This is a genomic window from Embleya hyalina (assembly GCF_003967355.1).
Lineage (GTDB): Bacteria > Actinomycetota > Actinomycetes > Streptomycetales > Streptomycetaceae > Embleya > Embleya hyalina.
The window spans coordinates 128,465-151,710 of the sequence record NZ_BIFH01000040.1; the positions used below are offsets into that span (position 1 = coordinate 128,465).

Here is a 23,246-nt window from a genome sequence, read left to right on the forward strand (position 1 = left end):
CCTTTTGCGGACGCGGATCGGCGCCTACCGTGAAGGCATGGAAGCGGAGTGGTGGTCGATCGAAGTGTTCGACGCGGCGGTCTCCGCGCGCTCGTGGCGGGTGGCCACCGGCGACGCGCTGACGGTCGCGGCGCTGTCCGGCCGTGCGGTGGAGTGGAATTGGCACGTGTACTCGTGGGGACTGGTGTTCGAGGTCTCCTTCCGGGACGAGGCCGACTGGCAGGCGTGGTGTCTGCTTCCGGCGGTGCGGGCGGCGCTCGACGCGGTGCCCGATCCGCTGACCGGGCTGTACATCCACCGGGGTCGCGGTGGCGCGTCCGGGGAGTACGTACCGCGCCGACCGCGCCCGGCGCCGAGTGCGGCGGCGGTGCGACTGCCGGAGGCCGAGGACGAGGTGGGGCCGATCAGGCTCGACTCGATCGTGCCCGGCACCGCCTTCCCGAAGCCGCCGGCCCGACCGGATCCGCTGCTCGACCCCGTCTGATCCCGCGCCCCGGGCCGCTCAGACCGGTGCCACGTGGATCGGGTCCACGGGGACGTTGACCGTACGGGTGCCGCCGAGCAGACCGGGGAGGACGAAGGCGACCTCGATGTCGCCGCCGAACCGGTTGGCCACCACCCAGCCCTCGGCGTTCGCGGGCACTTCCTGGCGGAGTCCGCCGCCGAGCGCCGTGATCGCCCTGACCTTCGTACCGATCTCCATCGCACACTTCTCTCGCCGTGATACCGGAGATCGGTGGTAGTACCCGGCCCGCACAAAACGGACACCGCACGTTGCGCCGATCGCGCGGCCCCCGGGTGGACGGGCGCTAGCCGTCGGTGTCGGTGCGGGCGCCGCTCAGGATCGCGTCGAGCAGGCCCGGGTAGCGGGCGTCGAGGTCGGCGCGGCGCAGCGTGAGCAGGTTCTCCCGACCGGAGGGCTCCTGGGTGATCACGCCGCTGTCCCGCAATACGCGCCAGTGGTGTGTCATGGTCGACTTCGCGGTCACTCCCAGCACGGCGAGCACGCTGCCGCAGTTGTGTTCCCCGCCCGCGTCGAGCACCCGCACCGCACCGAGTCGCAGCGGGTTGCCGAGTGCCGACAGGACACTCTCGATCCGGATCTGATCGCGGTCCGGGTGACGGTAGCTCATGTTCGCACTGTACCGCGACATTCGAACAATCCACCCGGACAGGCCGGATGAGCTGCGCGGATGTGGTCCCGCCCGGGCCCGTGGCGGCGGTTCTCGCCGGGAGTGGCCTTGCCGGACGGTCCGACTGTACGCAATCATTCGTACGATCGGTCCCGGCCGGGCGACCCTGCCCGTCGGGTGCCGGAACCACCCCGCGACCCGACCCACGCGACCCACGAAGGGGCGTATTCGCATGTCCACTCTCTCCGCGCCGACACCGCCGGGGACCGCCGCCGGCGGGCGACACCTCGGCTGGACGTTGGCCCTGTTGGCCCTCGCGCAGCTGATCTACGCCCTCGACCTCAACATCGTGTTCGTCGCGTTGCCCGAGATCGGCGACGACCTCGGCTTCCCCGGCCAGACCCAGCAGTTGGTGGTCAGCGCGTACGTCGTCTTCGCCGGCGGCTTCCTGCTGGTCGGCGGACGCGCGGCGGACCTGCTCGGTCGGCGCCGGACCTTCGTGGCGGCCCTGCTCGTCTACGCGCTGTCCTCGCTGGCGGGCGGTCTCGCGCCCGACTCCGGCACGATCATCGCGGCGCGCGCGATCCAGGGCATCGGCGGCGCGCTGTTGCTGCCGGCCACCCTGTCCCTGATCAACACCCTGTTCGAGGAGGGCCCGAAGCGTAATCGGGCACTCGCGGTCTGGGGCGGCGCGGGCGCGAGCGGGTTGACCATCGGCGCCCTGCTCGGCGGCGTGCTGACCGAGAACTTCGGCTGGCCCGCGGTGTTCTTCGTCAACGTCCCGCTCGCCGGACTGGCCGCGCTCGCCGCGCTGTTCGTCATCCCCCGCGACCCGGCCCGGGGCATCCGCCGCCGGTTCGACCTGCCCGGCGCGCTCGGCGTCACCGGCGGCTCCACCCTCCTGGTCGCCGCCCTGGTCGAGGGGCCCGAACTGGGTTGGGGCAGCCCGTGGGTGATCGGCGCGTTCGTCCTGGCCGTGCTGCTGCTCGTGGTGTTCGCCGCCGTCGAGGCGCGTACGCGGGACCCGCTGATGCCGTTCCGGCTGTTCCGCAATCGCAGCCTCACCGTCGGGATGGGCATCACGTTCATCTACATGGCCACCTTCGGCGTGCTGCCGTACTTCCTCACCGTGCTGCTGCAGAGCGTGCACGGCTACAGCGCGCTGGAGACCGGACTGGCCTTCCTGATTCCATCGCTCGCCATCGCCGCCGGTACCCAACTCGGCGAGCGCCTGGCCACCCGGATCGGCAATCGCCGCACGCTGATCATCGGCTTCGTGATCGGCGCGATCGGTACCGCCGCACTCGCCCTCGGCTTCGACGAGGGCGCCGGCTACGGCCTGCTCGTACCCGGACTCGTGGTCTCCGGCATCGGGCAGGGCATCGTCTGGACCGCCATGTGGATCGCCGCGGCCACCGGCACCGCGCCCGCCGAGCAGGGTGTCGCCAACGGTATCGCCTCCACCGCCCTCAACCTCGGCAACGCCATCGGCCTCGCGGTGTTCACCGCGATCGCCGACATCGGCACCGAGGGCAAGACCGGCTCCGCGCTGCGCGCCGCCACCGCCGACGGCGAATTCCTGGTCGTCCTGCTCACCGCCGCGGGCATGGTGGTCGGCCTGCTGGCCACCCTCGCCCTGGACCGCCACTCCACCACCAGGCGGGTCACCGCCCGGAACGAGTCGGTCCCCGTCGTGCACTGAGTCCCGAACCGGGCGTCGGACGAGCCGAGTTCGGTTCTTCCGACGCCCGAGGACACGTCGGAATTTTCCCGAAAGTTCCGTTGACTTTTATTCAAAACAACGCCTACTCTCGGCTCCGGCACGGTAATACGCACGGCGTCGAAGGCAACTCCGCTCCGCGTCCCACGGCATCGCCCCGCGGTACCGAGATCCGGCCCCGCCCCGCTGCCCCGCCCCGATGTCCCGCGACGCGTCCTCGCCCACTCGCGTGCGTGCGCGTCGTCTCGGCGACTCGTGAACGGCCCGGTCCCACGAGAGGGGAACACAGTGTCCGCACGAAACGGCTCGGCATCGGAACTCGACCTCGCCACGGGCGGCCCGTCGGCGGAGGCCGACGAGGGCGGCACGAGTTGGCGGCACGCGGCGGCGCTCGGCGTGGTGGGTTTCGGCGTGGTCGGCGTCCTCACCCTGGCCATGGCGCAGGGCGCCCTCGCCGCCTCGTTCGCGGTGTCCGGGACGAGTTTCCAGGTGAGTTCGGGCAGGCTGAGCAGCGCCGGCCTGTCGTCCTACGTGAGCACCGACACCTCACTCGACGGCAAGGGACACCCGGTCTCGATGCTCGCCGTCGGCGACGCGACACTGAGCGACATCTGCCAGTCGGCCAGGGTCGAGACCCCGCTGGGGACGATCACCTTCAAACTCACCGCCGGCGGCGACGCGGGCGCGGTGACCGCGAAGAACCTGATCATCAGCGCCGAAGACCTGGTCGGCGACGCGCGGTTCGGGACCGTGGAGATCGGCCGCGACGCGTCAACCCTGGACAAGGTGCCCGGTGCGCGGGGCGAGCGCGGCACGTTCGGCCTCCAGGCGGGCGACGTCTCGGTGGCCGGCGTGCGGTCGCACGCGTGGTCGGCCACCGGCGGCACGTTCAACCTCCGGGGTCTGCGCGTCGGGGTGAGCCTCGACGGTGCCGGCTGCTTCTGATCCCCATCCCGCCGCCGGAGTCACCGCCTCCGCGGCTTGTGCTCGCACGTCACCTCCGAAGGGCGGAACGACATGGAGCCCAGATCGAGATCGGACCGGTACCTGCCGTTTCGGGCCGGGCGACGGGTGGTGCGCCGGTGGCGGCGCACCCGGCCGTTCTGGAGCGGGGTGTACCTGATCACGGGCGGCCTGGAGATCCTGGCCGTCCCGCTGTCCCCGCTGCCGGTGATGATCAGCCTGGGGATCGCCGGCATCGCGAGCCTGGCGATCGGGGTGATCCTGATCGTCGCCGGGCTGTTCATGTGGTTCGCGGCCCGACACCGGCACTTCGTCGGGATTTTCGCGCTGATCGTCTCGATCTCGTCCTTCGTGGCGGCCAACCTCGGCGGCTTCCTGCTCGGCATGCTGCTCGGCGTGCTCGGCAGCGCGATGGGCGTCGCGTGGCGGCCGAACCGGGTGCGGGAGGCGAAGCGGGCGGCACGGGCCGCGAAGGCGGAGAGGGCGGCGAACTCCGGGAGGCCGCACCGGGTTCGGTGGATCCCGGGGCCGGGTCGCCGCGGGCCCGGGACACCGGCCGGCGGCGGGACGGTGACGATGGCCGTGCTGCTGCCGCTCCTGCTCGTCGCGTCCGTCCTCGGCCCGGGCGAGAACCGGGCCGGGGCGGTGGCGTACGGCGGCAGCCGGGCCATCGTCAACGCCGCGCCGCCGGCGGAGCGGATCGTCGTCGGCGCCACACCCCCGGCGATCACCGCGAGCTTCTTCGCCCCGGTCGGCTTCGCCCTGGCCGGGGTGACCACCCTCGACACCGCGCGCGGGCCGCTGCGCGTGCTGGTGTTGACGATGGACTCGGCCCGCCTGCACGACTACCGACTGGCCACCCGGGACGGAGCCGGACCGGGGATGCGGATCGACACCACCCGGCTCGACCTCGACGGGCACGTGCGGATCTACCTGACCAGGCTGCACGGCTGTATCGAGGGCCTGCTCTGCCTCGACTTCGCGGCCGACGGCCTGCCGCTGCCGCCGATCATCCCGCCGTTCGTGTTCATGACCGACGTCCGCGCCGAACAGGCGTTGGTCCGCACCGACCGGATCACCACGGACCTGAAGCTGACCTGAGCGGGTCCGCCCCGACCGTCACATGTCGAACAGCGCGCCGACGCCCTCCCCGTCGTGGATCCGGCGCACCGCTTCGGCCAGGACGGGGACGATGGACAACACCCGGAGTTTGTCGCTGTGTTCCTCGGCGGGAATCGGGACCGTGTTCGTACACAGGATCTCGAGCAGTCGTCCAGGACGATCACATCACGCCCGGTGATCTCCCCGATCACCGAGCCGATCGCCACCCGGTCGTCGGCGAAACGTCGAGAAGAAGCCGTGCACCTGCGGCGGGTGGGGCTCATGCCCGCCACATGCCAGGGGCGCGTCGGCCGAGCCGCCGAATTTGCCTCGGGCGCACACCCGACCCACGAGCGGGGCGGGCCGCCGCTCAGGTCCAGTCCCAGCCGATGCCGAGCAGGCCGGGTCCGACGTCCTGTTCGGCCAGGTGCACGATGCAGTGCCGGCCGTTCAGGGTCAGGTCGCGCCGGCCGGCACGCGGTGCGGTCGCCGTGCTCCGGGTGAACCGGCGGCAGTGCACGGGCAGTGCGGCGGGGTCGAAGCGCACCTGGAGCACGTACTGCCCGCAGGGGAAGGTGAATCCGCGGGTGTACTCCTTGCTCGGCCCGCCCGTGCCGTCCTCGAAGCCGTAGCCGAACACGTAGGTGTCACCGGCCCGCAGCCGCGCGTCGAACAACAACTCGGCGACCAGGACGGCCGAATCGCCGCTCCACCGCACCCGGCCCACCCGGCAGTTCTCGTTCGCCCGCACCCGTACCCGCTCGGGCGCGCAGCCCGGATCGCCGACGTGGATGGCCAGATAGCGGTCCACCCCGTCGCGATGCGCGCGCACCACGTGTTGCGAGGCGCGGCCCTGGAGTTCGCGGGCCGGGCCGACCCGGACCCGCTCCAACTGGCAGACGGTGTGCAGTCCGCCGTCGGCCGGCGACTCCAGGTCGGTGAGCAACCGCCCCAGCGAGCCCGATTCCTCGACCACCGCGCGGTACGGCCGGGACGCGGCGCGCTCACCGCTCGGCGGTTCGAGCAGCCCGGTCAGCGCGCGCGGCGGCAATTCCAGGACCTCCTCCAACGCCCGCACGGCACGCAACGATTCGGCGCGCCGCGGGCGCCGGGCGCCCTGCTGCCAGTAGCTGAGACTGGTCACCCCGACGTGTACGCCGCGCTGGGCCAGCCGGTGCTGCACGCGGTGCAGGGCGAGGCCGCGCGCCGCCAGTGCCGCGCGCAACGCCAGATGGAACGGGCCCGCGCGCAACGCCCTCGCCAGTTCCGCCTCGACCGGATCGGGTCGGGTGTCGGTCCGCGACATCGCGCGCCTCCCTTGTGAACGTTCACGGCCGTCCGGTCGGGGCCGGCGGTCCCGGCCGAGGTGTCCCGGTCGACCGGTCGCACGTCGTTCACACGCCGGTCGAGGCGTTCACACCACCGCTTCACCCCGCATTGAAGCGTCTTGAAAGACACCACGACAACACCCGATGCTCCACCTTGCAGCGTCCGGACGCGCGCCACGTTCCACCCCCCGTCCCTCCGTTACGGAAGGAACGCCATGACTCGAACGTCCCCACGCACGGGCCCCGCGTCCGGTCGGCGCGGTACCGCGGTGACCCTCGCCGTGGTCGCCCTGCTCTCCGCACTGTTCACGGTGCCGTCGGCGGCGACCGCGTCCGCCGCGGGCTCCGGCTCCGCTTCCGCCCCCGCGTCGGCCTCCGTCGCGACCGACGCCGCGGCGCCGGTCGCGCTCGGCGCCAAGCGGCTGAACATCACCATGCAGGCCCAGCAGAAGAGCAATTGGTGCTGGGCGGGAGCCGGCAACACGATCGCGACCTGGTACGGCCGCGGTTACAGCCAGAACCAGTTCTGCAACGCGGCATTCGGCCGATCGCAGAACACCGAGTGCCCCAACTCCCAGGCCAACCTGGGCAACGTGCAGAACGCGCTGCGCTGGGCCGGAGTCAACTCCGGCTCCTATGTGAACGGTTGGCTCCAATACAGCACCGTACAGAGCGAGATCAACGCCGACCGGCCGATCGAGACCCGGATCCAATGGTCGTCCGGCGGCGGGCACATGCACGTGATCTACGGCTACGACACCGCGCAGAGCTGGGTCTACTGGGGCGACCCGTGGCCGTCGAGCACCCGCTACAACTGGGCTTCGCACAACTGGTACGTGGACAACAACGAGTTCTCCTGGACCCACTCGCTCTACCGGATCGGAGCGTGACGCCATGACCGCAGGGCCCATCAAGCGTCTGTTCGCGGCCGGCACCCTGGCCGCGGCGCTCACCCTGACCCTCACCCCGCAGGCCGCGCACGCCGCGTCCGTTCCCGCGCCGCCGGCGCCGGACGCGGTGAGTGTGAGCGCGGCCCGGGACGTGGTCGTCGCGCCGGGCACGATCGACACGCTGGCCAGGTTCTTCGCCCGGGACGGCGCGCTCGCGGCGACGAACGCGGCGCCCAGGATCGACGGCGACGTGGTCGCCGTGTACATGTTGTCCCCGGAGTTCGTCGCGGCCCGACCGGGCGCGGCGGCGGTGCCGATCGCCCGGCGGGAGTTCCTGGCCGGCACGGCGGTCGCCACGGACGGCCGCCGGGCGTCGGTCTGGACGGCCGACACCGACCGGGGCCCGCAGGTGGTCAACATCGCCGAGGGCGACGACGAGGCCCGCTACGTCGCCGCCGGTGCGCGGTTGTCGCCCGGCGGGGTGGTCTTCCGCGAGCCGCAGATCAACGCCTGGTACGTGCAGTCCGGCGACCGGGTGTCGCCGCTCAACGCCGACGCCGAGCACGCGATCGGCGCGGGCGGGACCACCGTCGCGGCCTACCAGCGGCGGGTACACCGGGCGTACGCCGACAAGTTGCCCGGTTCCGGCTACGACGCGAAGGGGTTGGCGGGCGGCTTCGGGCCCACCGACCCGGGTGCGGCGCGGTCCGGCACCGGTGACGACCCGTTCGGCGTGGTGCCCACCGCGTTCGCCGCGGCCGGGTTGCTCGGTGCGGCGGGTCTGGGCGGCGTCGTGGTGCGGGTGCGGCGGCGCCGTTCCTGAACCCGGGCCGGCGCCGGTGCGGTTGCCGGCGGCGTGAGCAGGGCCTTCCCGGTGTCGGGGAGTCGGGTCTCCACCCCCGCCGACTCCCCTGCCGGGAAGGCCCTTTCGCGCCGCGCGCACTACATCCGGTCGGGCGCCTCGATGCCGAGCAGGTCCAGGCCGAGGGCCAGGGTGCGGGCGGTGAGGTCGCAGAGGGTCAGCCGGGAGTCGCGGATCGCGGGCTCCGCGCGGACTACCGGACACTTTTCGAAGAACGTGGTGAACGCGGTGGCCAGGGCGAACAGATACTGCGTGAGCCGGTGGAATTCCAGCGACGCGCCCACCTCCTCGATCACCTCGGGAAGGGCGAGCAGGCGCAGGGCCAACTCCCGTTCGGCCGGCTCGCGCACGATCGGGACGACGCTCGGGTCCGGTGTCCCGACGCCGGCCCGGCGCAGGATCGACAGGCTCCGGACCCGGGCGTACTGGAGATACGGCGCGGTGTTGCCGTCGAAGGCGAGCATGCGGTCGTAGTCGAAGCGGTAGTCCTTGCGCCGATCCGCCGACAGGTCGCCGTACTTGACCGCGCCGATGCCGACCGCGCGGGCCACCGCCGCCCGGGTGTCCGCGTCCAGGTCCGGGTTCTTCCCGGCGATCGCCGCCCGCGCCCGGGCCACCGCCTCGTCGAGCAGGTCCACCAGCTTGATCGACGCGCCCGCCCGGGTCCGCAGGATCCGGCCGTCGTCGCCCAACACGTAGCCGAAGTCGACGTGTTCGACCCGGGTGGGCGCGGCGAGCCAGCCCATGGACCGCGCGGTCGCGAAGACCATCTCCAGGTGCTCGCGCTGCGGCGCGCCGATCACGTACAGCAGCCGGGTCGCGCCCACCTCGCGCACGCGCTGCCGGACGGCGGCCAGGTCGGTGGCGGCGTAGTTGAAGCCGCCGTCGCTCTTGCGCACGATCAGCGGCAGCGGCTCGCCCTCGCGGTTGGTGAAGCCGGCGGGGAAGACACACTGCGCGCCCTCGCTCTCGCGCAGCAGCCCGGCCTCGGCCAACTCCCGTATCACGGACGGGAGTCGGTCGTTGTAGTGACTCTCGCCGAAGAAGTCGTCCTCGGTGAGCCGCACGCCCAGGCGGGTGTAGACGGCGGTGAAGTACGCCTTGGATCCGGCGACCAGCACGTGCCACAGACGCAGCGTCGTCGGATCGCCCGCCTGGAGCGCGACCACCCGCTTGCGCGAGTGCTCGCGGAACGCCTCGTCGGCGTCGAACGCGCGCCGGGCGGCCTGGTAGAAGCCGGTCAGGTCGCCGACGGACAACTCGTGCGCGGCCTCCGCCTCGCCGATGTCGAGCAGATGCTCGATGAGCATGCCGAACGGGGTGCCCCAGTCGCCGAGATGGTTGCGCCGCAGCACGGTGTGGCCCTGCCAGTCCAGGATCCGCACGGCGGCGTCGCCGATGATCGTCGAGCGCAGGTGGCCGACGTGCATCTCCTTGGCGGTGTTGGGGCCGGAGTAGTCGACGAGGACGGTCTCGGGGCGGTCGGCGCGGGGCACGCCGAGTCGGGGATCGGCGGCGATGTCCGCGAGCAGGGTGCCGAGTCGGGCGGGGTCGAGGTCGAGTTCGATGAAGCCGGGTCCGGCCACGCGGGCCGTCGGGCACAGGTCGTCGAGTCGGGCCCGTCGAAGTACCTCGGCCGCGACCTCACGCGCGTCGCGGCCCAGTCGTCGAGCCAGGCCCAGGGCCCCGTCGCACTGGAAGTCCGCGTGCCGGCCGCGGCGCGTCGACGGATCGACGGGCGTACCCGCGACCTGTGCGAACGCCGGGGCCAGCCGCTCGATGAGCAGCTTCTCCGGATTGACCATGTCCGGAAGCTAGCCGACCCGGCGTCGTTCGCTCACCTGGATTTCCGGTGCGGCGGTCGGTCGGCGGGTCAGGGCTTGTCGGCGGGCGGGGCGGGGCGGGTGATCCGGTCGAGTTCGGCGGCGAGTACGCGGGTCGCGGTCTCGGCCGACATGCGGTCCGGGTAGAGCAGGACGTGCACGCTCAGCCCGTCGATCAGCGCGAGCAGGCCGGCGGCGACGGTGTCCACGTCGACGCCGTCGACGAGTTCGCCGTCGTCGCGGGCGTCGGCCAGCACACCGCGCACGATCACGCTCAGGTCCTCGCGTTCGCGCCGGTTGTTCTCGGCGACCTTGGCGCTGAGCCGGGCCCGGTGCCAGACGGCCAGTTCCAGGACGGTTTCGTCGACCCGGTCCGCGTCGAGCGGGAGCAGGTCGGTCAGTCCCTCGCGCAGCGCGGCCAGGCCGAAGCGGCCGGCGGTGAGATCGAAGAACCGCCGGGCGATGCGCCGGTGCGACCAGTGCACGGCGGCGAGCAGGACATCGTCCGGGTCGGCCAGGCCGAGGTCGGCCACGGGGGGTTCGAGTGCGGCGGCGACCGGTTCCGGCGCGACCGCCGCGCCGCTCTCGGCGACCACCAGCCGGAAGGCGGCGGCGCGCACCCGGTCCTCGTCACGAGCTGCATCCCGGGGACCCGACATACCGGCAGCCTACGGCCTGATCGGGCGTTTATCGCGGACCCGGCGCCGGGGCGCGACCGGCGCCCGTCGACACCGGCGGATCGGTCCGGACCCTTGTCGGGCTACAACACCAGCGACAACACCAGCACGAAGCCGCCCGCGACCACCGAGATGATCGTCTCCATCAGCGACCAGGTCTTGATCGTCTGACCGACGTTCATCCCGAAGTACTCCTTGACCAACCAGAACCCGGCGTCGTTGAGGTGGCTGAAGAACAGCGACCCGGCGCCCACGGCCAGGACGAGCAGGGCGGTGTGCGTGGTGCTCATGTCCGCCGCCAGCGGTGCCACCAGGCCGGCCGCCGAGATGGTGGCCACCGTCGCGGATCCGGTGGCCAGGCGGATGGCGACCGCGATCAGCCAGGCCAGGAGCAGCGGCGAGATGGACCAGTCCTCGGAGATGTCCAGGATCATCCGGCCCACGCCGATGTCGACCAGGGTCTGCTTGAAGCCGCCGCCCGCGCCCACGATGAGCAGGATCCCGGCGATCGGCAGCAGCGCCTTCTCGACGGTGGTTGCGAGCCGGTCTCGGCGGAAGCCGGCCGCCCGGCCGAGGGTGAACATCGCCACGAGCACCGCGGACAGCAGCGCGATCAGCGGTGAGCCGACCACGTCGGCGACCCGCTGGACCCGGTCGGCGGGATCGTCCACGACGATGTCGACCAGGGCCTTGCCGAGCATCAGCACGACGGGCAGCAGCACGGTGGACACGGTGACGGCGAAGCTCGGCCGGCGCTCCAACTCCTCGGAGGGCCGCTCCGGGACCAGCCGCTCCGGCGGCGCGATGTCCACCCAGCGGGCGGCGTAGCGGCCGAACAACGGGCCGGCAACGGCCAGCGTCGGGATGGCGACCACCACGCCGAGGGCGAGCACCACGCCCAGGTCGGCGTCGATCGCGTCGATCGCGGCGAGCGGCCCGGGGTGCGGCGGGACCAGGCCGTGCATGACGGACAGGCCGGCCAGCGCGGGGATGCCGACCCGCATCAGCGAGTGGTTGCCGCGCTTGGCCACGAGCAGCACCACCGGGATCAGCAGGACCACGCCGACCTCGAAGAACAGCGGGAGCCCGATGATGCCCGCGATCAGCGCCATCGCCCACGGCATCGTGCGATCGCTCGCCTTGGCCAGGATGGTGTCCACGATCTGGTCGGCGCCGCCGGAGTCGGCGAGGAGTTTGCCCAGGATCGCGCCGAGCGCGATCAGTACGCCCACGCCCGCGACGGTGGAGCCGAGTCCGGAGGTGAAGCTCGCGATCGTCTTGTCCATGGGCGCGGCGGCGACCGCGCCCAGGACGAGCGAGCCGATGGTGAGGGCGAGGAAGGCGTGCAGCTTGAGGCTGCCGATCAGCAGGACGATGACGCCGATGCCGACCAGGACGGCGAGGCCCAGTTGGGCGTGTCCGGCCGAGGTGATCGGCGCGGCCGGAGCCGCCGCCAGCGCCGGCAGGTCGATGGTGCTCATGGGGTTCCCTGATTCCGGTTCCGGTGTGTGTCCGGATCGCGTGGTGTCTCCAGGCGGCGCAGCGCGGCGACGGCCCGGGTGGTGAGGGTGGCGGGGCCGGGCGTGATGTCGAGGGAGACACCCGCCTCGTCCGGATCCAGTGGTTGCAGGTCGGCGAACTGCGAGTCGAGCAGTGTCTCCGGCATGAAATGGCCGGTGCGCTCGTGCAGCCGCTCGGCGATCAGCGCGCGGTCGCCGGCGAGGTGGATGGTGATCGCGTCGGGCGCGGCGCGGCGCAGCCGGTCGCGGTAGGCCCGCTTGAGGGCCGAGCAGCCGACCACGCCTCCGGTGTCGGCGTGCGCGCCGAGCCAGTCGCCGATGGCGTCCAGCCAGGGAGCGCGGTCCACGTCGTCCAGCGGGATCCCGGCCGACATCTTGGCGATGTTGGCGGGTGGGTGGAAGTCGTCGGCGTCGGCGTAGGGCACCCGCAGTTCGGCGGCCAGCAGGCGACCGACGGTGGACTTGCCCGTGCCGGACACACCCATGACGACCACGACGTGGGGTGCGCTCATCGATACCTCGCTGTCTCGGCCCGGCCGGCCCGGCTCGTGCTCGGGCGCCGTCCCATACCCAAACCTATAGGTAGTACTTAATCAAGCCTTCGAGGCAATTAAGTCATACATAATCGCATCGGCTTCCGGGGCCCCGCCCAGTAGGGTGACGCCATGGAGAACGAGGGCCGGGGCTTGCATATGAAGGTGCTGGAATCCCTCGGGCCCGCCATCGCGGCCGGCGCCTACCCGGCCGGCACGGTGCTTCGTACCGACGAGCTGGAAGAGCGCTTCGAGGTCTCCCGCACGGTGGTCCGCGAGGCCGTGCGGGTGCTGGAGTCCATGCAGCTGGTCGAGTCGCGCCGGCGGGTGGGGGTCACCGTCCGCCCGGCCGAGCGGTGGAACGTCTTCGACCCGTACGTGATCCGCTGGCGCCTGGCCGGCGCCGACCGCCCGCGCCAACTGCGGTCGCTGACCGAACTGCGCTCGGCGATCGAACCCGCCGCCGCCGCGCTGGCCGCCCGGTTCGCCACGCCGGCCCAGTGCGCCGCGCTGACCGAGCACGCGCTCGGCATGGTCTCCACCTCGCGCGGTCGACAGTTGGCGGCGTACCTCGTGCACGACATCGCCTTCCACCGGCAGATCCTCACCGCGTCCGGCAACGAGATGTTCGCCCGCCTGGGCGACGTGGTCGCCGAGGTGCTGAGCGGACGCACCCACCACCACGTGATGTTCCCCGACCCGGACCCGCCGGCCGTCACCCTGCACGTCCGGGTCGCCGAGGCGATCCGCGAGGGCGACGCGGTCGCCGCCGAGCGGTTGACCCGGGAGATCACCGTCGGGGCGATGGCCGAACTCGAGGTGTTGGCACCGGAGTCCGGGCAACCGGCCGGGCGCGGCTGACTCGGGGATCGCCAACCTCCCGATATCCCCCCGAAGATCACCAACCGCCTTGTATCAAAAGGGACTTCGTTACCCGCGCCGGCGTTCGAACCATTGACCGATTGGTCTGGACCTCTTAACTTGAGGAACGTAATACGGATGTGAACACGCGGTGAAATGAGGCGTGCGACGCGGACCCGGACCGTTCGAACGTCCTTCGCATTCACTCGTCCCCAAGGAGAGTTCCATGCGTACAAGGACCATCCTTACGGCGATGGCCGTACCGGCCGTCTCGGTCCCCCTGATCATGGCCGGCACCGCCAGCGGCCACGGCTGGGTCACCAGCCCGCCCAGCCGGGCCGCCTACTGCGCCAACGGCACCGTCACCAACTGCGGCGAGATCCAGTGGGAGCCGCAGAGCGTCGAGGGCCCCAAGGGTTTCCCCACCCGCGGTCCCGCCGACGGCACCCTGTGTGCGGGCGGCAACAGCCGCTTCGCCGAACTGGACGACCCGCGTGGCGGCGCGTGGCCGACCTCCCCGCTGGCCTCCGGCGGGAGCAAGACCTTCACCTGGAAGCTCACCGCGCGGCACGCCACCACGTCGTTCCGCTACTTCATCACCAAGGCGAGCTGGTCGCCCGGCCAGAAGATCACCCGGGCCCAGTTGGAGAGCACCCCCTTCCTGACCGTCCCCTACAACGGCGTACAGCCGGGTTCCGTCGTCTCGCACACCGGCACGGTCCCCGGCGGGCGCAGCGGCCGGGCCGTGGTCCTCGCGGTCTGGGACATCGCGGACACCGGCAACGCCTTCTACCAGTGCACCGATGTGACGTTGTGATCCGGCGGCCCGGACGGCCCGGATAGCTCGGGCGGTCCGGACGGCCCGGGCGGTTCGGAACGCCCGGGCGATTCGACCGGCACACCGTCGCGAACGCGCCGGTGGGTCGCCGCGATTCGGCGACCCACCGGCCCACGCACGTTCGCGGTGCCCTCCATGGGCAGGCCCCGTTTGCCGACTCGGCAACAAGGTTTGTCAGGCGACCCCCGTCGGGCGGAGCATGCGCACGGGCGACGGACCACGCGCCGCCCGCCCGGTCCCGCCGACCGGGCACACCGCCATCGCCCTGGAGGACGTCCGCGATGACCGACGACAAACCCTCGACCGCCGAGCCGTCGACCGCCCCGCTCACACCCGCGCAGTCGTGGGACGCGCGCTACGCGGAGAAGGAACGGATCTGGAGCGGCAACCCGAACGCCCCGCTGGTCCGCGAGACCTCCGACCTGCCGCCCGGCCGTGCCCTGGACCTGGGTTGCGGCGAGGGGGCCGACGCGATCTGGCTGGCCGGGCGCGGCTGGCGGGTGACCGGCGTCGACGTCTCCCGGATCGCCCTGGAGCGGGCCGCCGTCCACGCCCGGGAGGCGCGGGTCGCCGACCTGGTCGACTGGCAGTGGCACGACCTGGACGAGACCTTCCCCGAGGGCGACTTCGACCTGGTCTCGGCGCACTTCCTGCACTCGCACGCCGGCCTCGACCGCGATCGCATCCTGCGCGCGGCGGTCGCGACCGTCGCCCCGGGCGGGGTGCTGTTGGTCGTCGGGCACTGCGGAATGCCGCCGTGGGAGACCGACCCGACGCCCGACATGGCGCTCCCCACGCCCGACGAGGTGCTGGCCTCGCTCGAACTCCCCGACGGGGAGTGGGAGGTGCTGCGCAGCGAGGAGCACGAGCGGGTCCAGAACGACCCCGAGGGCCGGCCGGTCACCCGCGTCGACAACACGCTGATGGTGCGCCGACTGCCGAAGGGCTGAACCCCCCGGCCGTCAGGCCGGTTCGTGGGCGACCGAGCACCCGCCCGACGCGGACACCCGGACCCGACTGACGGCCCCGTCGCCCCACCCGATGTCCACGCCCCACCCGGCGTCCGCGCCCGACGCCGTCTCCGTCGCGCGCGGTGCTGGGCCGGGCGGGGTGTCGGCCCAGCTCAGGGACAGTGCGCTGACCAGCGGACCGGCCGTCGCGACGCCGTCGAGCGCGGGCACCTCGGCCGCCTCGCCGAACGCCGTCCCGTGCGGCGCCGGGTGGATCGTGGCCCGGTCCCAGCCCAGCAGACCGGTGAGGCCGGCGTGCACGGCGTCGGTGCGCACCCGCGCCCGTACGCCGTCCACCGAGGAGCGCGGGTGGGCGCCGGACGCCGCCGCCGGCGCCCACCCCGTCTCGCGCACCGCCGTGCCGGCCGGCGCCTGTACCCGGTGCACGCGCACCTCGTACGCACCGCGCACCACGGCGACCGACACGACCCGGGTGCCCGGTACCGCCTTCCCGGCGAGGGTGGGTACGTGTGCCGAGGCCGCCCAGTGCGACCCGGCGCCCAGCGGCTCGACCCGGCCGCGCTCGGTGACCCGACCGTCGAGGACCAGGCCCAGGTGGTTGTCGGCGAGGTCGCCGTCCCGGGTGGGGCCGGTCGCCGCGGAGTAGGACAGGCGGGCGTACAGCGGGTCGTCGGGGGCGAGTTCGGCGCTCGGCGCGGCCGGCTGGTGGTCGGCGCCGTGGTTGAGCAACCGTGCCGTGCCCCCGCCGGAGTGTACGAGCAGGCCCGGCCCGGGCAGCCCGAACCCGCTCTCCGCGCCCTCCGTCTCGGCCGGCCCGGCGCACTCGCGCGCGGTCCACACCTCGTGGTCCTCGGGCAGCAGCAGGCCGACGAAGCCCTTGGCCGCCCAGTACGGCGACGCCGAGCCCGAATAGGACTGCACGGTCGCCGGGTCGGGGCCGTACCAGCCCAGGGACAGCAGGCCGTCCGGGGCCGCCGCGCCGCGATCGAGGAAGTGCCGCAGCACGCCGCTCGCCAGCCGCCGCGTGGTGCCCGGCGAGTGGGGCGTGGCGTCCACCAGCGCGCCCAGCCACAGCGGCGCGGCCGCGGCGAACCGGTAGGTCAGCGAGCGTCCCTGGTGCAGCGGTGCGCCGGCGCGGTCGAAGAGGCGGCCGTAGCCGGTCAGGAACGTGCGCAGCCGCTCGCGCCGGACCGCGTCGACCGGCTCGCCCGCCACCGTCGCGCACAGCAGCGGGTACAGGTGCAGGGCCCAGCCGTTGTAGTGGTCGAAGTAGCGGCCCGCGCCGTCGGTGTACCAGCCGTCGCCGACGTACCAGTCCTCGATCCGGGCCAGACCGCGGTCGATCGCCGCGCGGGCCTGCTCGGGATACCGGCCGGCCGCCTCGAGGAAGGTGCCGACCGCGACCGGGAAGAGCCACCAGTTGTTGTCGACCGGCTCGTGCCGCAGGGCGCCCGCCAGCCAGTCGGCGGCCCGCTCCCGGGTGGGCTCGTCCAGCCGGTCCCACAGGTGCGCCTTCGTCAGATGCAGGGCCAGCGCCACCGACGCGGCCTCCACCATCGCCTGGCCGCGGTCGACCACGGCCGGCCAGGACTCCGGATCCGCCGTGCCCGGTGCGGCGGTTCCCGCCCGCAGACCGTCGGCGTACGGTTCGAGCAGACCGGCCGGGACGGGCCGACCGCAGGCCGCCGCGCCGGCCGCGCGCAGCGCCGCGAGCAGGAAGGTGCGGGCGTACCCCTCCAGGCCGTCGGAGCGCTCGCCCGACCAGCTGGTGCGGCCCGGCAGCGTGATCAGCGCGCCGCCGGGGGAGCGGTACGGGCGCACCGCCGCGAGCAGGCCGTCGGCCACCGCTTCCCAGTGCGCGCGCGTCCAGCCGGTGTACGGGCTCAGCGTGCGGTCCTCCGGCGGGAGCACGAAGGGGTGCGGTGTGTTCACGGATCTCCTCGACTCGGCGGCTGGGGCCTGTCCGGCGCGCTCGCGCCGACCGATCGACCGTGCGACCCGTTCGGCCGTCGACACGCTAGGTGGGGTCGATCGATCAGGTCAAGAGTCGGTTTGATCGAACGATCCTTTTCAATCAAAATCGAATGGCGATGCCCTAGGCTGAGGCGGCGGCCGGACAGCAGCCGGACGCCAGGGGGGCACGCCGGGCGCAGGCGTGCGCGACTCGGAAGGACGACGTCCACGGTGTTGGCGGAACAGCGGCAGGAACTCATTCTCAAAACGGCCCGCGAGCGGGGCAGCGTCAAGGTGGTGGAGATCGCCGAGGAGCTGGGCGTTTCCCTGGTCACCGTGCGGCGCGACGTCACCGCGCTGGTGGCGAGCGGGCTGCTCGCGCGGGTACACGGCGGGGCCACCCTGCCGCACGCGCGCCCGGCCGCGCCCGGCCCCGGCCGGCCTCCCGCGAACGGCCACGACGGCCCGACGATCGGCATGCTCGTCCCGTCCGCCACCTACTACTTCCCGGAGGTGGTGCGCGGCGCCCGGGACGCGGTCGAGGCGATCGGCGGCCGGCTCGTGCTGGGCATCTCGCGCTATCTGCCCGCCGAGGACCGCGATCAGGTCGACCAGCTGCTGCGCGGTGGTGTGGACGGGCTGCTGCTGACCCCCTCGCGCGCGCCGGGACCGGGCGGCGAGGACGCGTGGATGGGGCGCCTGCCGGTGCCCGTGGTCCTGGTGGAGCGCCGTGCCGAGATCGGCTCCGGGCTGGAACACCTGGACCGGGTGGCCTCCGACCACGCGCTCGGCGCCGCCCAGGCGGTACGCCGGCTGGGCGCGCTCGGCCACCGGCGCATCCTGCTCGTGGCCCGCTCCGGCAGCCCGACCACGCCCGCCGTGCATGCCGGGTACACCGCCGCGATGGCCGCGCTCGGGCTGACCCCGCCGGATCCGGCCGGGGTGGAGACGCCGCACCCGGGCGAGGACGCGGACGGCTTCGACCGGGCGGTGACGCGGGTGATCGAGGCGGCCCGCACCGGCGCCGCCACCGCCGCCCTCGTGCACAACGACCAGGACGCGCTGCTGCTGGTGTCCCGGCTGCGGGCGGCGGGCCTGGACGTGCCCGGCGACCTGGCGCTGATCGCCTACGACGACGAGGTGGCCGCGCTGGCCGACCCGCCGCTGAGCGCGATCGCGCCGGCCAAGCACGAGGTCGGCCGGATCGCCGTCGAACTCCTTGCCGCCCGGCTCGCCGACGGCGACGAGGGGCGGGCGCCCCGGCACATCTCGCTGGTGCCGAGGCTGCGGCTGCGGGAGACCACCGAGCCGGCCGATCCGAACGCGCCGACCGAGGCGAGCGGAGCGATCCCGTCCGCCGTACCGACACCGACCACCCCCTCGCGAACGAGCGAAACCGACCGAACCCCTGCGTGATCGAACGATCATAGCGAGTTTCGTTTTTCATCGATTGTTCATTTGCTCTTGACGCTGTTCGCTCCTGAACGAATGATGCTCGCTATCGCCTTCGATGCAGGTTCGACCCAGGAGCATCCATGCAGCGCACATCCATCCGACTCGGCACGGCTCTCGTCGGCATAGTCACCGCCCTGAGCCTCGTCACGGCCTGCGGCGGTGGCGACGGCGACAAGAAGAAGGACGCGGGCGCCGGCCCCGCCGCGGGCGGCGGCCCGGCGCAGAAGCAGGAGCTGAGCTTCTGGTCCTGGACCAAGGGCACCCAGGAAGTGGTGGACGCGTTCAACAAGTCGCACCCCGACATCCAGGTCAAGTACGAGCAGATCCCGTCCGGCAACGCGGGCGGCTACGCGAAGATGTCCAACGCGGTCAAGGCGGGCAACGCCCCCGACGTGCTGACCATCGAGTACCCGCAACTGCCCGACTTCGTCAGCCAGGGCGCGGTGCAGGACATCACCTCGAAGGTGTCCGGGCTGAAGTCGAAGTTCCCCGCGTCGGTCAACAAGCTGACCGAACTGGGCGGCAAGACCTGGGCGGTGCCGCTGGACGCCGCGCCGATGGCGCTCTACTACCGCAAGGACTTCTTCACCGACCACAACATCGCGGTGCCCAAGACCTGGGACGAGTACCGGGCCGCCGCCGAGCAGGTCAAGAAGGCCGACCCGAACGCCCGGATCGGCACCTTCTACCCCGACGACCCCAGCACCATGGCGGGCCTGACCTGGCAGGCCGGCGGCGCGTGGTTCGGCACCGAGGGCGAGTCCTGGAAGGTCTCGCTCACCGACCCGAACTCGCGCAAGGTCGGCGAGTACTGGAACAAGCTGGTCTCCGACGACCTGGTGCGTGTGCAGCCCTCGTTCAGCCAGCAGTGGAACGCCGACCTCAAGAGCGGCGGCACCGTCGGCATCGTCGGCGCCTCGTGGAGCGCGGGCGTGCTCAAGAGCAGCCAGCCCGATCTGGCCGGCAAGTGGGCCGTCGCGCCCCTGCCCGACTGGGGCACCCCGGCCAACGCCATGCTGGGCGGCTCGACCTTCGCGGTGAGCAAGGACAGCAAGAAGAGCAAGGCCGCGCTCACCTTCATCGAGTGGATGACCACCACCAAGGAGGGCATCTCCGCGCGGATCGCCTCCGGCACCTCCAGCGCCTACCCGGCCGCCACCGAACTGGTGCCCACCGCCTCGCAGTTCTTCGACACCGGCTACTTCGGCAAGCAGGACATCTACCCGCTGTTCACCGACGCGGCGGGCAAGGTCGGCGCCGGCTGGACGTGGGGTCCGTCGATGACGCAGACGAACACCATCCTCAAGGACCAGTTCGGCAAGCTCTCCAGCGGTGGCACCATCGTGGGCGCCCTGGAGGAGGCCCAGAAGACCACCGTCGAGGAGCTGAAGAAGCGCGGCATTTCGGTCAAGTAGCCGACCGAACCTCGTTCGCGCGGCCGACGGGACCTCCGTCGGGCAGCCGACCGAGTCGCGGTCGGGCCGCCGGGCGCATCCGGTCCGCCGCCCGACCGACCGTCGACGCCTCGCGCCGGGTCCGCCCGGCGACGACGATTCCGGATCCGAGATCCGCAGGCCCCCGACGCGCGCCGCGCCGTCGCGCGTCGGGGGACCGCCACCAGGAAGCAGTTCCACTCCATGAACACATCCCTGCGCGCCGGCCGCCGGCGCCGGAAGACCACCGCCGCCCTGTTCCTGACCCCCTTCTACGTGCTGTTCATCGCCACCATGATCGTGCCGATCGGGTACGCGATCTGGCTCAGCCTGTTCACCGAGAAGACCTCGGGCCTGGGCTTCGGCGGCACCAGACGGGTGTTCACCGGCCTCGGCAACTACGCCGACGCGCTCGGCGACGACAAGTTCCGCGACGGTTTCATCGCGATCGGCCTGTACTGCCTGCTGTACATCCCGATCATGGTCGGCGCCGCCCTCGTGCTGGCGCTGCTGCTCGACTCGGCGCTGGCCAGGGCCCGCAGGTTCTTCCAACTCGCGCTGTTCCTGCCGCACGCGGTGCCCGGCATCATCGCCGCGCTGATCTGGGTCTACCTGTACACCCCAGGCCTGAGCCCGATCATCGACCTGCTCGAATCCGGCGGTCTGCACTGGGACTTCCTGGCCTCGGACACCGCGCTGTTCTCGATCGTCAACATCGCCACGTGGGAGTGGATCGGCTACAACATGATCATCTTCTACGCCGCGCTCCAGGCGATCCCGCGCGAGGTGGTCGAGGCGGCCACCGTCGACGGGGCCGGACCGGTGCGCATCGCGGTGTCGGTGAAGATCCCGATGATCCGCGCCGCCGTCGCCATGACGATGTTGTTCACCATCATCGGCTCGCTGCAACTGTTCACCGAGCCGTCCATCCTCAGCGACGCCAATCCGGCCGTCGGCAGCTCCTGGACGCCCAACATGTACGCCTACTCGGCCGCTTTCCGCGCCAACGACTTCGGCCTGGCCGCCGCCGCCTCCGTGCTGCTGGCCGTGTTCGCCGCGGCGCTGTCGTTCGGCGTCACCCGCCTGTCGTCCGGACGGAGGACCGCATGAGCACCACCGTGCAGCACCCGGGCGAGCACTCGGGCGGCGCCGCGGCCGACGCGCCCGCGCCGACCCCCGCCCGCACCGGCCGACCCGCCCGCCGCCCGCGCGCCAAGGGCCGCGCCACCGAGGCGCTGATGTCCAGGATCGCGGTCAACGGCGCCCTGGTCCTGGCCACCCTCTACATGCTGCTGCCGCTGGCCTGGTTGCTGATCGCCGCGACCAAGGACATGGGCGGCCTGTTCGGCGGCGACGGCTTCGCCTTCGACGGATTCCACTTCACCGAGAACGTCAAGGCGGTGAACAACGAGAGCGACGGGATCTACTGGCGCTGGTACCTCAACAGCCTGCTGTACGCGGGCGTCGGCGCCGCCGTGGGCTCGTTCGTCAGCGTGCTGGCCGGGTACGCGTTCGACAAGTTCGACTTCCCCGGGAAGGAGAAGTTGTTCGGCGGCGTGCTGCTCGGCGTGCTCGTGCCCACCACCGCGGTGGCCCTGCCGCTGTACCTGCTCGCCTCCAAGGTGGGCCTGGTCAACACCTTCTGGGCGGTGTTCATCCCGGTGATCGTCAACCCCTTCGGGGTCTACCTGGCGCGGGTGTTCAGCGCCGGATACATCCCCGGAGAGGTATTGGAAGCGGCCCGGATGGACGGCGCCGGCGAGATCCGCACCTTCCGCTCGGTGGCCCTGCCGATGATGATGCCGGGCTTCGTGACCATCTTCCTGTTCCAGTTCACCGCGATCTGGAACAACTTCTTCCTGCCCCTGGTGATGCTCTCCGACCAGAAGCTCTACCCGGTGAGCCTGGGCCTGTACTCGTGGAACACCAACGCGCACGCGTCGCCCGAGTTCTACCCGCTGGTGATCACCGGATCGCTGATGGCCGTCGTCCCGCTGGTCGTCGCCTTCGTCTCGCTCCAGCGCCACTGGCGTTCGGGGCTGTCCGCGGGGAGCGTCAAGTGACCGACGGCACGAGTACCACCACCACCCGACTCGGCGGCCCGGAACGGCGGCGACCGAGGGTATTGCTCGCGATGGACCCGGCCGTGGCCGCACGCATCCTGGACGACGAGGCCCGGACCCGACTGGACGCCCTCGCCGAGGTCGACCTGGACCTGATCGCGGCCGACTTCGCCGCCCCCGACGCGGCCGCCGCGCTGGCCGAGGCAGAGGTGCTGTTCACCTGCTGGGGCAGCGCGCCGCTGGACGAGGCGGTGCTGGCCCGTGCGCCGAGGCTGCGTGCCGTGGTGCACGCGGCCGGATCGGTCAAGCACCACCTCACCGACGCGGCCTGGGCCCGCGGCCTGATCGTCTCCTCCGGCGCGGCGGCCAACGCGCTGCCGGTGGCCGAATACACCGTTGCCGCGGTGCTGTTCGCCAACAAGCGGGTGCTACGGATCCGGGACGCCTACCGGGCGGAACGGCGCCTGGTCGACTGGGACGCCCGGTTCCCGGGATTCGGCAACTACCGGCGCACCATCGGGATCGTCGGCGCCTCCCGGATCGGCCGGCGCGTACTCGAACTGCTGCGCCCGTTCGACTTCGAACTGCTGCTGCACGACCCGTACGTGACCACGGATCAGGCCGAGGCGCTCGGCGCCCGACGGGTGGACCTGGACGAACTGATGCGCCGCTCCGACGTGGTCAGCGTGCACGCCCCCGAACTGGAGTCCACCCATCACCTGTTGGACCGCCGACGCCTGGCCCTGATGCGGGACGGCGCCACGCTGATCAACACCGCCCGCGGCTCACTGGTGGACCAGGAAGCCCTCACGGAAGAGCTGGTCGCCGGCCGCCTGGACGCGGTCATCGACGTCACCGAGCCCGACGTCCTCCCGCCCGCGTCCCCGCTCTACGACCTCCCCAACGTCCTCCTGACCCCGCACATCGCGGGCTCCCTCGGCGGCGAACTCCGCCGCATGGTGGCCTCGGCCCTCGACGAACTGGACCGCTACACCAGGGGCGTGCCCTTCGCCCACGAGGTGGAACCGGCAACCCTGACCCGCTCGGCCTGACCCCGCGCCCGACGCCCGAACCCCGCCTTCGGGCGTCGGGCCCGGGTCGGCCTCGAACGCCGGCCGGGGC

Annotated in this window: 22 protein-coding genes and 1 pseudogene; 14 read left to right on the plus strand and 9 right to left on the minus strand. The window is 72.2% G+C overall.

Going from position 1 to position 23,246, the window contains the following annotated elements; translation table 11 throughout:
- Nucleotides 1-37 precede the first annotated feature (37 nt).
- Entirely contained in the window at nucleotides 38-484 is a 447-nt protein-coding gene (locus tag EMA17_RS40745; RefSeq protein ID WP_126642278.1) for a hypothetical protein, read from the plus strand.
- An 18-nt stretch (nucleotides 485-502) separates the two neighbouring features.
- Here EMA17_RS40745 and EMA17_RS40750 read toward each other — a convergent pair whose 3' ends face one another.
- Nucleotides 503-703, minus strand: a complete 201-nt coding sequence (locus tag EMA17_RS40750; RefSeq protein ID WP_126642279.1) for a hypothetical protein — start codon at nucleotides 701-703, stop codon at nucleotides 503-505.
- 106 nt (nucleotides 704-809) lie between these two features.
- Nucleotides 810-1,133, minus strand: a complete 324-nt coding sequence (locus EMA17_RS40755; RefSeq protein ID WP_126642280.1) for an ArsR/SmtB family transcription factor — start codon at nucleotides 1,131-1,133, stop codon at nucleotides 810-812.
- Nucleotides 1,134-1,365: 232 nt separating this feature from the next.
- On the opposite strand from EMA17_RS40755, the gene EMA17_RS40760 reads away from it, so the two are divergent.
- The 3 genes from EMA17_RS40760 (at nucleotide 1,366) to EMA17_RS40770 (ending at nucleotide 4,917) form a co-directional block, all read left to right on the plus strand.
- A complete protein-coding gene (locus EMA17_RS40760; RefSeq protein ID WP_126642281.1) occupies nucleotides 1,366-2,835 on the plus strand; it encodes an MFS transporter in 1,470 nt (489 codons plus the stop codon).
- Nucleotides 2,836-3,288: 453 nt separating this feature from the next.
- The gene (locus EMA17_RS40765; RefSeq protein WP_126642314.1) at nucleotides 3,289-3,798 is read left to right on the plus strand and encodes a DUF6230 family protein; all 510 of its coding nucleotides are present in this window, start codon (nucleotides 3,289-3,291) and stop codon (nucleotides 3,796-3,798) included.
- Between the two features lie 72 nt (nucleotides 3,799-3,870).
- On the plus strand, nucleotides 3,871-4,917 hold the full coding sequence (locus tag EMA17_RS40770) for a DUF6114 domain-containing protein (RefSeq protein WP_126642282.1): 1,047 nt from the start codon (nucleotides 3,871-3,873) through the stop codon (nucleotides 4,915-4,917).
- A gap of 18 nt (nucleotides 4,918-4,935) precedes the next feature.
- Here EMA17_RS40770 and EMA17_RS40775 read toward each other — a convergent pair.
- Nucleotides 4,936-5,171: pseudogene (locus tag EMA17_RS40775) on the minus strand (ribose-phosphate diphosphokinase); the annotation flags it as partial.
- A gap of 116 nt (nucleotides 5,172-5,287) precedes the next feature.
- Complete coding sequence (locus tag EMA17_RS40780; RefSeq protein WP_126642283.1) at nucleotides 5,288-6,223, minus strand: hypothetical protein; 936 nt, start codon at nucleotides 6,221-6,223, stop codon at nucleotides 5,288-5,290.
- Nucleotides 6,224-6,460: 237 nt separating this feature from the next.
- Between EMA17_RS40780 and EMA17_RS40785 the strand changes: the two genes are divergently transcribed.
- The gene (locus tag EMA17_RS40785) at nucleotides 6,461-7,135 is read left to right on the plus strand and encodes a papain-like cysteine protease family protein (protein ID WP_126642284.1); all 675 of its coding nucleotides are present in this window, start codon (nucleotides 6,461-6,463) and stop codon (nucleotides 7,133-7,135) included.
- A 4-nt stretch (nucleotides 7,136-7,139) separates the two neighbouring features.
- Complete coding sequence (locus tag EMA17_RS40790; protein WP_126642285.1) at nucleotides 7,140-7,958, plus strand: hypothetical protein; 819 nt, start codon at nucleotides 7,140-7,142, stop codon at nucleotides 7,956-7,958.
- A gap of 119 nt (nucleotides 7,959-8,077) precedes the next feature.
- Here the strand turns inward: EMA17_RS40790 and argS are convergent, their stop codons facing one another.
- The 4 genes from argS to EMA17_RS40810 all read right to left on the minus strand — a co-directional run bounded on the left by argS (nucleotide 8,078) and on the right by EMA17_RS40810 (nucleotide 12,529).
- Entirely contained in the window at nucleotides 8,078-9,802 is a 1,725-nt protein-coding gene (gene argS / locus EMA17_RS40795) for an arginine--tRNA ligase (protein WP_126642286.1), read from the minus strand.
- A gap of 68 nt (nucleotides 9,803-9,870) precedes the next feature.
- Nucleotides 9,871-10,479, minus strand: coding sequence for a TetR family transcriptional regulator C-terminal domain-containing protein (locus tag EMA17_RS40800; RefSeq protein ID WP_126642287.1), 609 nt, complete (start codon nucleotides 10,477-10,479; stop codon nucleotides 9,871-9,873).
- A gap of 101 nt (nucleotides 10,480-10,580) precedes the next feature.
- Nucleotides 10,581-11,978 (minus strand): GntT/GntP/DsdX family permease, encoded by a 1,398-nt coding sequence (locus EMA17_RS40805; RefSeq protein ID WP_126642288.1) that lies wholly within the window; start codon nucleotides 11,976-11,978, stop codon nucleotides 10,581-10,583.
- A complete protein-coding gene (locus tag EMA17_RS40810; RefSeq protein WP_126642289.1) occupies nucleotides 11,975-12,529 on the minus strand; it encodes a gluconokinase in 555 nt (184 codons plus the stop codon). The genes EMA17_RS40805 and EMA17_RS40810 overlap by 4 nt, the downstream gene beginning before the upstream one ends.
- Nucleotides 12,530-12,682: 153 nt before the next feature.
- Here EMA17_RS40810 and EMA17_RS40815 point away from each other — a divergent pair, with 153 nt between their 5' ends.
- The 3 genes from EMA17_RS40815 to EMA17_RS40825 all read left to right on the plus strand — a co-directional run bounded on the left by EMA17_RS40815 (nucleotide 12,683) and on the right by EMA17_RS40825 (nucleotide 15,199).
- A complete protein-coding gene (locus EMA17_RS40815) occupies nucleotides 12,683-13,411 on the plus strand; it encodes a FadR/GntR family transcriptional regulator (RefSeq protein WP_126642290.1) in 729 nt (242 codons plus the stop codon).
- 226 nt (nucleotides 13,412-13,637) lie between these two features.
- Complete coding sequence (locus tag EMA17_RS40820) at nucleotides 13,638-14,228, plus strand: lytic polysaccharide monooxygenase auxiliary activity family 9 protein (protein WP_126642291.1); 591 nt, start codon at nucleotides 13,638-13,640, stop codon at nucleotides 14,226-14,228.
- A gap of 302 nt (nucleotides 14,229-14,530) precedes the next feature.
- The gene (locus tag EMA17_RS40825) at nucleotides 14,531-15,199 is read left to right on the plus strand and encodes a class I SAM-dependent methyltransferase (RefSeq protein WP_126642292.1); all 669 of its coding nucleotides are present in this window, start codon (nucleotides 14,531-14,533) and stop codon (nucleotides 15,197-15,199) included.
- Between the two features lie 12 nt (nucleotides 15,200-15,211).
- On the opposite strand, the gene EMA17_RS40830 is transcribed toward EMA17_RS40825, so the two are convergent.
- Nucleotides 15,212-17,152 carry a DUF2264 domain-containing protein gene (locus EMA17_RS40830; protein WP_126642293.1) on the minus strand — a complete coding sequence of 647 codons (1,941 nt, stop codon included), beginning with the start codon at nucleotides 17,150-17,152 and terminating at the stop codon, nucleotides 15,212-15,214.
- A gap of 252 nt (nucleotides 17,153-17,404) precedes the next feature.
- Between EMA17_RS40830 and EMA17_RS40835 the strand changes: the two genes are divergently transcribed.
- The 5 genes from EMA17_RS40835 to EMA17_RS40855 all read left to right on the plus strand — a co-directional run bounded on the left by EMA17_RS40835 (nucleotide 17,405) and on the right by EMA17_RS40855 (nucleotide 23,176).
- Nucleotides 17,405-18,589 (plus strand): substrate-binding domain-containing protein, encoded by a 1,185-nt coding sequence (locus EMA17_RS40835; protein ID WP_126642294.1) that lies wholly within the window; start codon nucleotides 17,405-17,407, stop codon nucleotides 18,587-18,589.
- A gap of 119 nt (nucleotides 18,590-18,708) precedes the next feature.
- A complete protein-coding gene (locus tag EMA17_RS40840; protein ID WP_126642295.1) occupies nucleotides 18,709-20,043 on the plus strand; it encodes an ABC transporter substrate-binding protein in 1,335 nt (444 codons plus the stop codon).
- Nucleotides 20,044-20,265: 222 nt separating this feature from the next.
- Nucleotides 20,266-21,171, plus strand: coding sequence for a carbohydrate ABC transporter permease (locus tag EMA17_RS40845; RefSeq protein WP_078979847.1), 906 nt, complete (start codon nucleotides 20,266-20,268; stop codon nucleotides 21,169-21,171).
- A complete protein-coding gene (locus EMA17_RS40850) occupies nucleotides 21,168-22,124 on the plus strand; it encodes a carbohydrate ABC transporter permease (protein WP_371863118.1) in 957 nt (318 codons plus the stop codon). The genes EMA17_RS40845 and EMA17_RS40850 overlap by 4 nt, the downstream gene beginning before the upstream one ends.
- A 71-nt stretch (nucleotides 22,125-22,195) precedes the next feature.
- Nucleotides 22,196-23,176 (plus strand): hydroxyacid dehydrogenase, encoded by a 981-nt coding sequence (locus tag EMA17_RS40855; protein WP_126642316.1) that lies wholly within the window; start codon nucleotides 22,196-22,198, stop codon nucleotides 23,174-23,176.
- The last annotated feature ends 70 nt before the right edge of the window (nucleotides 23,177-23,246 follow it).